This window comes from Microbulbifer sp. SE14, assembly GCF_059834885.1.
Genome location: NZ_JCBAJA010000044.1, coordinates 18,460 through 29,105, shown reverse-complemented (window position 1 = coordinate 29,105; position 10,646 = coordinate 18,460). Strand labels below are relative to the sequence as shown.

The 10,646-nt window shown below is 63.3% G+C and carries 10 protein-coding genes; 3 read left to right on the top strand and 7 right to left on the bottom strand.

Annotated elements, in window-relative coordinates:
- Positions 1–63: 63 nt before the first annotated feature.
- The 3 genes from AC6R19_RS21495 to uvrD all read right to left on the bottom strand — a co-directional run bounded on the left by AC6R19_RS21495 (position 64) and on the right by uvrD (position 3,874).
- Positions 64–381, bottom strand: a complete 318-nt coding sequence (locus AC6R19_RS21495; RefSeq protein WP_500581935.1) for a hypothetical protein — start codon at positions 379–381, stop codon at positions 64–66.
- Positions 382–408: 27 nt separating this feature from the next.
- The gene (locus tag AC6R19_RS21490; RefSeq protein WP_500581934.1) at positions 409–1,545 is read right to left on the bottom strand and encodes a TRAP transporter substrate-binding protein; all 1,137 of its coding nucleotides are present in this window, start codon (positions 1,543–1,545) and stop codon (positions 409–411) included.
- A 127-nt stretch (positions 1,546–1,672) separates the two neighbouring features.
- On the bottom strand, positions 1,673–3,874 hold the full coding sequence (gene uvrD, locus AC6R19_RS21485) for a DNA helicase II (RefSeq protein WP_500581933.1): 2,202 nt from the start codon (positions 3,872–3,874) through the stop codon (positions 1,673–1,675).
- A 356-nt stretch (positions 3,875–4,230) separates the two neighbouring features.
- Between uvrD and hexR the strand changes: the two genes are divergently transcribed.
- Together hexR and AC6R19_RS21475 are read left to right on the top strand one after the other, a co-directional pair.
- Positions 4,231–5,085, top strand: a complete 855-nt coding sequence (hexR, locus tag AC6R19_RS21480) for a transcriptional regulator HexR (protein WP_500581932.1) — start codon at positions 4,231–4,233, stop codon at positions 5,083–5,085.
- A 143-nt stretch (positions 5,086–5,228) separates the two neighbouring features.
- Positions 5,229–6,488, top strand: a complete 1,260-nt coding sequence (locus AC6R19_RS21475; RefSeq protein ID WP_500581931.1) for a multidrug effflux MFS transporter — start codon at positions 5,229–5,231, stop codon at positions 6,486–6,488.
- A 6-nt stretch (positions 6,489–6,494) separates the two neighbouring features.
- Here AC6R19_RS21475 and gstA read toward each other — a convergent pair whose 3' ends face one another.
- The 4 genes from gstA to AC6R19_RS21455 form a co-directional block, all read right to left on the bottom strand.
- Entirely contained in the window at positions 6,495–7,100 is a 606-nt protein-coding gene (gene gstA, locus AC6R19_RS21470; RefSeq protein WP_500581930.1) for a glutathione transferase GstA, read from the bottom strand.
- Between the two features lie 77 nt (positions 7,101–7,177).
- Entirely contained in the window at positions 7,178–8,149 is a 972-nt protein-coding gene (locus AC6R19_RS21465) for a glutathione S-transferase family protein (RefSeq protein WP_500581929.1), read from the bottom strand.
- Between the two features lie 66 nt (positions 8,150–8,215).
- On the bottom strand, positions 8,216–8,611 hold the full coding sequence (locus tag AC6R19_RS21460) for a DoxX family protein (RefSeq protein WP_500581928.1): 396 nt from the start codon (positions 8,609–8,611) through the stop codon (positions 8,216–8,218).
- Positions 8,612–8,729: 118 nt separating this feature from the next.
- A complete protein-coding gene (locus tag AC6R19_RS21455) occupies positions 8,730–9,617 on the bottom strand; it encodes a LysR family transcriptional regulator (protein ID WP_500581927.1) in 888 nt (295 codons plus the stop codon).
- A gap of 155 nt (positions 9,618–9,772) precedes the next feature.
- On the opposite strand from AC6R19_RS21455, the gene AC6R19_RS21450 reads away from it, so the two are divergent.
- A complete protein-coding gene (locus AC6R19_RS21450; protein ID WP_500581926.1) occupies positions 9,773–10,645 on the top strand; it encodes a pirin family protein in 873 nt (290 codons plus the stop codon).
- Position 10,646: the final 1 nt, after the last annotated feature.

Genomic DNA, 10,646 nt, shown 5'->3' with positions numbered 1-10,646 from the left:
AGAACTGGAACCTGACGCTATCACAGCTGACGATCCACTTCCCGGACCGCCTGGAGAAATACATCAGCCTGTGAGGCTATTTGGCTGACACAGAGTTTTGAACACCCTCTCATTGTAGATACCGATGCCGGAACTATAGAAAACGGAATCCTCTCCCGGGTTTCGGTAATAGCTGACCGCCAGGTTGCCGGGCAGACCAATACCTATTCCGTAGTGTCCGCGCTGATATTCCACAGACAGGGCTCCCAGAAATGGCGACGGCCCGAAACGCACATCCACAGCCGAGTGAATGCCATTACCGCTCTCTCCTTCAGCTGCATTTGCAAAACAAACAGTGGCCAAAGAAGCACATGCGACCACGCCGTTCAATATTCTTTTCACTAGCATTTAACTCTACATCTCTGATGGTTAGTTTGACTCTTCTAGAGCTCGCGCCTGGTAATAGGCCTCTTCACTGATCTGGTGGTAGGGAATCACCTGCTGCTCAAACTCCTTGTAGGCTTCGTAGACGCGCGCGAACTGCGGATCCTCCGCCGCGGTCTCCTCCATGATTTCCGTGTTAATTTTTCTCAGGTGCGCTATCACATCTGCGGGCAGTCGCTTCAGCTGCACGCCGTGCTTCTCCACCAGCTCCTTCAGCGCGCGATTGTTGCGCGCGGTGTACTCGTCGAGCATGTCCTGGTTGGCGTCGCGGGCGGCGGTGCGGACTATCTCTTGCAGGTCTTTCGGCAGCTTCTCGAAGGCGGTCCTGTTGACGATGAATTCGAGAATGGAACCCGGTTCGTGCCAGCCCGGGTAGTAGTAGTAGTCGGCGATCTGGTAGAAGCCGAAGGCCAGGTCGTTGTAGGGGCCCACCCACTCGGTGGCATCGATCACGCCGGTCTGCAGCGCGGTGTACAACTCTCCGCCGGGTATGGTCACCGCGGTGCCGCCGGCGCGGTTCAGGACCTCGCCGCCGAGGCCGGGGATGCGCATCTTCAGGCCCTTCAGGTCCTCGACGGAATTGATCTGCTTGTTGAACCAGCCCGCCATCTGCACGCCGGTGGAGCCGCCGGCCATGGGTATCAGGTCGAAGGGCGCGTAGAGTTCCTCCCACAGCTCCAGGCCGCCGCCGTGGTGCAGCCAGCCATTCATCTCCTGGGCATTTAATCCGAAGGGCACCGCGGTAAAGAACTGCGCGGCCGGCAGCTTGCCCTTCCAGTAATAGGCGGCGCCGTGTCCCATCTGCGCGGCGCCCTCGGAAACCGCACCGAAGACGCCCAGCGCCGGCACCAGTTCACCGGCGCCGTAGACCTTGATCTTCAGGCGCCCGCCGGACATGCGTTCGACTTTTTTCGCAAAGCGCTCCGGCGCACTGCCGAGGCCGGGGAAATTTTTCGGCCAGGTGGTGACGAGTTTCCACTGGAAGGTTTCCTGCCCGCCATCTTCGGCAAAGTGCCGGGTGGGCCCCTGGGTTGCGCGGGAGGCGACCAGGGCGCCGAAGGTGATCACCAGCAGGGCGAGGAGGCCGAGGATGATCGGCGGATACCAGTTTATTTTTTTCATCGGTTTTTATTTTTTACTGCCAGTTTTTCCGTGTTCTTGTTCTGTAGGAGCGGCCCATGGCCGCGATCAGACTCAGATAGAAATACTGATCGCGGCCATGGGCCGCTCCTACAGTAATTCCCGAATTCTACAGCGGCTGCAGCTTGGCCATGGCCACCACCAGCCATTTGCTGCCGGCGTCGTCGAAGTTGACCTGTACCCGAGCGCGCGGTCCATTACCCTCGAACTGCACCACCGTGCCCTCGCCGAACTTGGGGTGATCGACGCGGCCGCCGAGGGCCAGCGGCGGCAGGTCGTCGAAGTCCGGCGCCGGATCTGATAACGCACCCAGCTTTCCGTAATCCGGCTGGAACAGCGGCCGCGATATCTCGGTCTTCAGGCGCACTTCGTGGACCAAATTGGGCGGTATCTCGCCGATAAAGCGCGACGGGCTGTTGTAGGTCTCGGAGCCGAACAGGCGGCGGTTTTCCGCGTAGGTGATGTAGAGTTTCTGCATTGCACGGGTGATGCCCACGTAGCAGAGGCGGCGCTCCTCCTCCATGCGCCCCGGCTCCTGGGCCGACATCTTGTGCGGGAAGAGGTTTTCCTCCACACCGGCCATAAACACCAGCGGGAATTCCAGGCCCTTGGCCGAGTGCAGGGTCATCAGCTGCACCGCGTCCTCGAACTCGTCCGCCTGTCCCTCGCCGGCGTCCAGGGCGGCGCTGTCGAGGAACTGGTCCAGCAGCGGCCGCTCTTCCTCGTCTTCTCCGTCCGGCGCATCGACGCCATCGAAGGCGCGGCAGGCGCTGACCAGTTCCTGCAGGTTCTCCACCCGGGTCTGGCCCTTCTCGCCCTTTTCCCTGCCGTGGAATTCCAGCAGGCCACTGGTCTCTATCACGTCCTCGGCGATGGCGTCGAGCAGCCTGTCCTCGGCGTTGGCGGCGAGCTGGTTGACCAGGTCGAGGAAGGACTGCAGCGCATTGCCGGCGCGGGCGGCCAGCACCCGCTGCTGCAGCATCAGCCTGGACGCCTGCCACAGGGAGCAGCCCTGTTCGCGGGCATAGGCGCGCACCATCTCCACGGTGCGCGCGCCGATGCCCCGCGTGGGGGTATTCACCACCCGCTCGAAGGCGGTGTCGTCGTCGCGGTTGGCGATCAGGCGCATATAGGACAGCGCGTTCTTGATCTCCATGCGCTCGTAGAAACGCTGGCCGCCGTAGATGCGGTAGGGCACCTGTTCACGCAGCAACCCCTCTTCCAGTACCCGCGACTGGGCGTTGGAGCGGTACAGGATGGCGATGCTGTCGCGGCGGTTGCCGTCGCGCACCCAGTCCTTGATACGCTCGACGATAAAGCGCGCCTCGTCCTGCTCGTTGTAGGCGGCGTAGAGGGAAATCGGCTCACCTTCCTCGCCTTTGGTCCACAGCTCCTTGCCCAGGCGGCCGGCGTTGTTGGCGATCACCGCGTTGGCGGCATCGAGGATGGTGGCGGTGGAGCGGTAGTTCTGCTCCAGGCGCACCGTCTGCACATCGCGCCTGTCGCTCTCGAAGTGCTGGATATTCTCGATCTTGGCGCCGCGCCAGCCGTAGATGGACTGGTCGTCGTCGCCCACCGCGGTGATATGGCACTGGTCGCCGGCCAGCAGGCGCAGCCAGGCGTACTGAATCGTGTTGGTATCCTGGAACTCGTCCACCAGGATAAACGGGAAGCGGCGGCGGTAGTGGGCCAGCACCGCATCGTTGTCCCGCAACAGCTCGTGGGCGCGCAGCAACAGTTCGCCGAAATCTACCAGGCCGCCGCGCTGGCAGGCCTCCTCGTAGGCGAAGTAGATGCGCACCATCGTCTGCAGCCAGGGATCGGCGCCAACGTTGATGTACTGGGGCCTCAGGCCCTCGTCCTTCTGTGCGCCTATCCACCACTGGGTCTCCCGCGGCGGCCACTTCTTCTCGTCCAGCTGCAGGTCATTCTGCACCCGCTTGATCAGGCGCAGCTGGTCGTCGCTGTCCAGGATCTGGAAATTCTGCGGCAGCCTGGCCTCCTGCCAGTGGGCCTTCAGCAGCCGGTGGGCCAGGCCGTGGAAGGTACCCACCCACATGCCGAAGGTGTTCACCCCCAAAAGCTCCTCGATGCGCGCGCGCATTTCGCGGGCGGCCTTGTTGGTGAAGGTCACCGCGAGGATGGAGTAGGGGGATGCACCCTCCACCTGCATCAGCCAGGCGATGCGGTGCACCAGCACGCGGGTCTTGCCGGAGCCGGCGCCGGCCAGCACCAGCTGATTGCCCGCGGGCGCGGCCACGGCCTCGCGCTGGGCGTCGTTAAGGGGGTCTAGAATCTGGGATACGTCCATGGGCGGGGATTGTAACAGAGCTCGCGGGGATAACTGGCTAAATAAACAGCTTTGATGCTGGCGAGGTGTAGGTTGGGCTGAGCTCTGCGAAGCCCAACACTTCGGTGCCATGCCCCTGTTGGGCTTCGGGGAGCTCAGCCCAACCTACGCGCTGGAACGGAATCAAAGCCGTTCGACGCAAAGGCTCTGATGCCGGGGGGCATCCGCGAAACGTTTGCCGATGAGGCTGTTGAGCGGATGGCCCCCGGCAGCAGGGCCGCCACTAAATCGGCTACGGAGCCACAGAAACAGAGGTTGCTCGCAAGCAACCGAGCTTGAGGCTAAACTGCGCAATCCGGCTTGTAGAAGGAAGTCCCGTGAAACCGGCGGAAGTCACGCAGAAAATCAGCGAACAGCTGTCATCGATGCGCAAATCGGAGCGCAAGGTGGCGGAGTATATCCTCGCCCACCCCGACGAGATCATCCATATGCGCATCGTCGACCTGGCCACTGAGGCCCAGGTCAGCGAACCGACGGTGGTGCGCTTCTGCCGCGCGGTGGGCTGCTCCGGCTTCCAGGAATTCAAGCTGAACCTGGCCCAGCAGCTGGCCTCCAGCCCCAGCTTCGGCCAGATTGCGGTCACCGAGACAGACACCATCGCCGAGTACAAGCGCAAGGTGTTTGACTCCACGGTCGACACCCTGCTCAACGTGCGCGACAAGATAGACGACCGCGCCCTGGAGGCGGCGGTCACCGCCATCGCCAATTCCAAACGGGTCGAGTTCTTCGGCTTCGGCGCCTCCGGCGCCGTGGCCGCAGACGCCAAACACAAGTTCTTCCGCCTGCAGCTGGCCGCCGCCGCCCACTCCGACCACCACATCCAGAACATGTCCGCCATGTCCATGGAGCCCGGCGACGTGGTGGTGGCCATCTCCCAGAGTGGCCGCACCAAGGCGCTGCTCCGATCCATGGGTATGGCCAAAGAGCAGGGCGCCACCGTCATCGGCCTGGCACCCAGCGGCTCACCAGTGGCCCGCCAGGCCAGCATCCCGCTGGAAGTGGACGTGGAAGAGGACATAGAGATCTACACGCCGCTGTCGTCGCGCATCGCCCACCTGGTGGTGATCGACACCCTCGCCATAGGCGTGGCCCAGCGCAAGGGGCCGCAGCTGCAGGAGCATCTGCTGAAGCTCAAGCAGGGGCTATATACGCTGCGCGAAGACAAGCACTGATCGCGCCGTACTTTTCCCCTGGGGCCCTGGCAGGGACGGCCTCCCGCCGCTACCATGGCGCGCCCGCGGCGGCTAATCTTAGTGTTCGATCGCCCGGCCACCTCACCAGCCGGCACGCCTCCAAGCCATACCAGAGCCAATTTATGAGTCCCACTGCGACACCCGCCGACAAGACACCGCCGCGCTGGCTGGCGGTATGGCTGGCGGCGCTGGTGGCGCTGACGCCCTTTTCGATCGACAGCTACCTGCCGGCGATCCCGGCCATGGCCGAGGCGCTGGACACGGCGGTGGCGCGGGTGCAGCACTCGGTATCCAGCTTCCTGCTCGGCTTCGCGATAGGCCAGCTGTGCGGCGGCCCCCTTTCCGACCGCTGGGGGCGGCGGCTGGTGGGCACCATAGGCCTCGGTATCTATATCGTCACCTCGCTGCTGGTGCTCTTCGCCACCCATGTGGACCACCTGATCATCCTGCGCTTCCTGCAGGCCATCGGCGGCGGTTTCGCCACCGTGATCTGCGCGGCCATAGTGCGCGACCTGCACAGCGGGCGCGAGGCGGCCAAGATCATTTCGATGATCAGCACCATGATGCTGGTGGCGCCGCTGATAGCGCCGGTGATCGGATCGGTGCTGCTGGCGGCGGGCGGTTGGCAGAGCATCTTTATCTTCCTGACGATGTACGCGGCGGCCATGCTGGTGCTGGTGCGCTTCCTGCTCCCGGAGACGGTGTCGCGCTTCTCGCGCGCGCGGCGCCAGCGCAAGCCGATGAAATCGCTGATCAACAGCTACGGCCAAGTGGTGGGCAACCGCCGCGCGCTGGGCTTTCTCGCCGCCCAGGCCTGCGTCAGCGGCTCCATGTTCATCTACATCACCACCGCGCCCTTCGTCTTCATGCGCTATTTCGAGGTGCCGGCGAGCCAGTTCCCGCTGTTCTTCGGCACCTGCGTGCTGGGGCTGATCTGCATGGTGCAGGTGAATATCCGCCTGCTGAACCTGTTCGAGCCGCGCAATATCCTGCTGGCGGGGATCACCCTGCAGCTGCTGGGCTGCGGCCTGCTGCTGCTGGGCACATTGACCGGGGTGAAGGAGATAGCCCTGTGGATGGTGCCGCTGGTGCTGGTGATGGCCTGCATCGGCATCACCGGGCCCAACGCCGCGGCCTGTTTCCTGGAGTTCTTCCCCAGGATCAGCGGCAGCGCCAACGCCCTCTACGGCGCCACCATCTTTATTACCGGCGGAATACTGGGCGGTATCGTCAACAGCCTGCACACGGGCACGCTGATTCCCATCGCCGCGGCCATGCTCGGCTGTGCGGTGGCGGCGCTGCTGGCGGCGGTGTTTATCGCCCGCGCGCGGGAGCCGATCCAGGTGGCGGTGCCGGTGGCCAGGCGCTTTATACCGCGCTGACTGCCGCTAGGTTTCCTGCAGTCCCTCCTCGCGCAGCGCCTGTTGCACCGCCGGGCGCTCTGCCATCCGCTTTTGGAAGGCCTGCAGTTTCGGCCACTTGGACGTGTCTATGTCGAAGTTTTTCAGCCAGCTGGCGATGGTGAACAGATAGGCATCGGCGACACTGAAGTCGTCGCCGAGCAGGTAGTCGCTGTCGAGGCTGCTCTCCACATAATCGAAGCGTTTGCGGATGCGCTTCTTGGTCGCCTCCTTTTCCTCTTCACTGATATCACCGAACAGCGGGGCGAAGGCCTTGTGCAGCTCGGTGGAAATAAAGTTCAGCCACTCGTAGGTGCGGTAGCGGTCCAGGCTGCCGATCTCCGGCGCCAGGCCGGCGTCGGGCTTCTGTTCGGCCATGAACAGCACTATGGCCGGCCCCTCGGTGAGCAGCTCGCCGCCCTCCAGTTGCAGCGTCGGCACATAGCCCTTGGGATTGAAATCGTAGAAGTCGGCGCCGCTCTCGGTTTTGTGGCTCTTCAAGTCCACCTTGCAGAGCTCGATATCCAGCCCCGCCTCCAGGGCGACGATATGGGGGGACAGGGAACAGGCACCAGGGGCATAGAAGAGTTTCACAGGGTTTCTCCGAAATGACGCTGACAGGTGACCTGAAGTATAGGAAGCCTCCATCCAAAAACGGGGCCACAAACAGACTAGCCGCGATGATGGGGCGCAGAGTAGTCCAGTTCCGGTCCCTTCGGCACTATGCCGGTAGGATTGATATTGGCGTGGCTGGCGTAGTAGTGGGTCTTGATATGGTGGAAATCCACCGTATCGGCGACGCCGGGCCACTGGTAGAGTTCACGCAGATAGCCCCACAGGTTCGGGTAGTCCGCCAGCCGCTGCCTGTTGCACTTGAAGTGGCCGTGGTAGACGGCATCGAAGCGGATTAGGGTCGTGAACAGTCGCCAGTCCGCCTCGGTGATGCGGTCGCCGCACAGGTAGCGGTTGTTGCCGAGGCGCCGTTCCAGCTGTTCCAGGGTGCCGAAGAGCCGCTCGTAGGCATGTTCGTAGGCCTCCTGGGAGGTCGCGAAGCCGGCACGATAGACGCCGTTGTTGATATTTTCGTAGACGATATCGTTGGTTGCATCGATATCGCCGCGCAGCGCCTCGGGGTAGTAGTCGTCGCCGTTGCCGGTCAGGCCGTCGAAGGCGCTGTTGAACATGCGGATGATCTCCGACGACTCGTTGCTGACCACGCGCTCCCGCTCCCTGTCCCACAGCAGTGGCACTGTGACGCGGCCGCTGTAGTCGGCCTTGTTCCTGAGATACAGCTGGTAGAGATAATCGGAATCGTAGAGGGCGTCGCCGCTCGAACCCTCGCCGGTGTCAAAAGTCCAGCCGTGTTCCAGCATGTAAGGACTTACTACCGACACACCGATGGTGTCCTCCAGCCCCTTCAGCTTGCGGAAGATCAGGGTGCGGTGAGCCCAGGGGCAGGCCAGGGACACATACAGGTGGTAGCGGCCCCTGGCCGCCTCGAAGCCGCCCTCGCCGCTGGGACCAGGGCTGCCGTCGGCGGTAATCCAGTTGCGCAGCTTGGCCGCCTCGCGCACGAACTCGCCGTCACTCTTTTCGGTGTCGTACCAGCGGTCCTGCCACTGGCCATTGACCAGTAGGCCCATGGCGATCTCCTGACATGCGTGAAGTCATCGAAGAGGCGCGGGCCGGGCCCGCGCCAACAAGGGGCGCTACTTGCCGCGCAACCGGTGATCCAGGCTCGCCCTGCCGGCCCCGGCGCAGGCCAGTATCAGGAAGCCACCGGCGATGGTGATGTTCTTCATAAAGTTGATCATCTGCATCTGGTCGTCCGGCACGTAGTGGAAGAGGACAGCGCTGGCGAGGCTGAAGAGGGCCAGCGCCAGTGCGGCCCAGCGGGTGAAGAAGCCGAGCAGTACCGCCAGACCGCCGCCCAGCTCCACCAGGATAACCAGTGGCAGCAGTATGCCGGGCACGCCGGCGGACTCCATGTAGGCCTGGGTGTCGGCGTAGCCACCGATCTTGTTCCAGCCGGCGCTGATAAACATCAGCGACATCAAGGCCCGGCCGAGCAGTTTGGTGAGATCGCAGTAGATACCATTGGTCATCGCTGAACCCTCGCTTTGGATCAGTCCGTAAACGATAGTGAAACTGCGATCAGTTTAGTCTCAATAATTGGCGAAAAAACCGCAAAAATTCGCGAAAAATCTCCGGTTTTTTGGAAACTTATTCCAGTGGGCCCAGCCCGCTGCGCAGCACATCGATCAGGTAGGCGGCCGCGGGGCCGGAGCGGTCGATGTCGGCGTAGACGAGATAGACGGTGACATCCCGCTCCCAGGGCTCTTCGGTGGGCAGCGGCAGCAGCCGGTCGGCGGACAGGGATTCGCGGATGCGTGTCTCCGGCAGCCAGGCGAAGCCCAGGCCGCGCTCGATAAGCTCCACCGACGTCTGCATATTGGTGACGGTGATGCGCTGGTCGGAACCCAGCCAGCCGGAGTCCTGGCGGTTCCTGATCGCCGAGTCCCGCAGCACTATCTGCCGGCAGGCCTTCAGGTCCTTGCGCGCCACCGGCCGCCCCAGCTGGTGCAATGGGTGGCGGGGGTGGGCCACCGGTACGAAGCGCACCCTGGCCACCGGCTCGCCGACGAAACCCTGGGGCACCCGCGCGCTGAGGATGAAGTCCGCCTGCTGCTGCAACAGCAACTCCTCGGCGCCGGACAGCACCGTCTCGCGCACCTCCAGGCGGGTGTGGGGAAACTCTTCGGCGAAGCGCTCTATGGCATTGAACAGGCACTCGTAATCGAAGATCACATCCACAGCCAGGGTCAGCGTCGCCTCCTCGCCGCTGGCGAGGCTGGCCGCTACCGACTCCAGTGCCTCGGCCTCGTTCAGCAGGCCACCGGCGCGGGCCAGCAGTATGCGCCCGGCGTCGGTCAGCTCCGCCTTGCGCCCGCGCACCTCCAGCAGCGGGACGCCGAGGCTCTCCTGCAGCTTGTGCACCGCGTGGTTGATGGATGACTGGCTCTTGTGCACCGCCTCCGCCGCCTGGGAGAAGCCGCCGTACTCCACCACCGACTGAAACATGCGCCACTGTTCCAGGGTTACCTTGGCCATTTGCACTCCCCTTGCATTCTTTGTGAATTTTCGTGGTTGCGGGATCTTATATAGTGCAACCTAACTAAGGATTCGAATTAAAGCAGCTATTTTTTACCATTTTTAATCGAAATCATCGGCCTATACTGCGGACAAACGCACGAATGGAGGTGTTTATGCAAGCTTATGAACGACTGCCCGGCGCCCGCCCCCTGGTGCGAGGCGTCGGAAGCACAGCTTCCGCCGACGGCGCCGGCGTCAAAATACAGCGGGTGGCCGGTTTCGACAGCCCGGATTTCAGCCCCTTCCTGATGCTGGACGAGATCCGCTCCGAGAGTGCCGACGACTATATCGCCGGCTTTCCGCCGCACCCCCACCGCGGCATAGAGACGCTGACCTATATGCTGAGCGGCGAGTTCGAGCACCGGGATCACCTGGGCAACCGCGGCGCCGTTTCCACCGGCGGTGCCCAGTGGATGCGCGCCGGGCGTGGCATCATTCACTCGGAGATGCCGACGCAGGGCGAGGGAGGTATGCACGGCTTCCAGCTGTGGATCAATATGGCCGCCGCCGACAAGATGGGCAAACCCATTTGGCGCGATATCCAGTCGGCGGAGATTCCGGAACTGGCCCTGGACAGTCAGGGCTCACTGGTCCGCCTGATCGCGGGCCTGTGGACAGTCGGTGGCGAGGAGAGGAGGGCGCCGCTGACCGACGCGGCCGCCGAGGCAGCGGTGGCGGATATTCGCCTGGCTGCCGGCGCGGAAGTGCAGTTGCCGTTGCCGCAGGACCACAGTGTGCTGGTGTTCGTCTACAGCGGGGCCCTGGTGACCGAGCGCGGCACCATCGGGCGGGGCAATATGCTGTTGTACGGCGCCGGCGAGTCGCTACAATTGCGCGCCCAGGACAAAGAGGGAGCCGGCCTGCTGTGCCTGCACGGCCTGCCCCTGCGCGAACCCGTCTTCCACTACGGCCCCTTCGTGATGAACAGCCGCGAGGAAATCGAGCAGGCGCTGCGCGACTACAATAACGGCACGCTTACCGACTGAC

Bases quoted from the DNA above. Each gene is read 5' to 3' on its own strand.
- AC6R19_RS21490 (WP_500581934.1), bottom strand. From the start codon at position 1,545: ATGAAAAAAATAAACTGGTATCCGCCGATCATCCTCGGCCTCCTCGCC.
- uvrD (WP_500581933.1), bottom strand. From the start codon at position 3,874: ATGGACGTATCCCAGATTCTAGACCCCCTTAACGACGCCCAGCGCGAG.
- AC6R19_RS21475 (WP_500581931.1), top strand. From the start codon at position 5,229: ATGAGTCCCACTGCGACACCCGCCGACAAGACACCGCCGCGCTGGCTG.
- AC6R19_RS21465 (WP_500581929.1), bottom strand. From the start codon at position 8,149: ATGGGCCTACTGGTCAATGGCCAGTGGCAGGACCGCTGGTACGACACC.
- AC6R19_RS21460 (WP_500581928.1), bottom strand. From the start codon at position 8,611: ATGACCAATGGTATCTACTGCGATCTCACCAAACTGCTCGGCCGGGCC.
- AC6R19_RS21455 (WP_500581927.1), bottom strand. From the start codon at position 9,617: ATGGCCAAGGTAACCCTGGAACAGTGGCGCATGTTTCAGTCGGTGGTG.
- AC6R19_RS21450 (WP_500581926.1), top strand. From the start codon at position 9,773: ATGCAAGCTTATGAACGACTGCCCGGCGCCCGCCCCCTGGTGCGAGGC.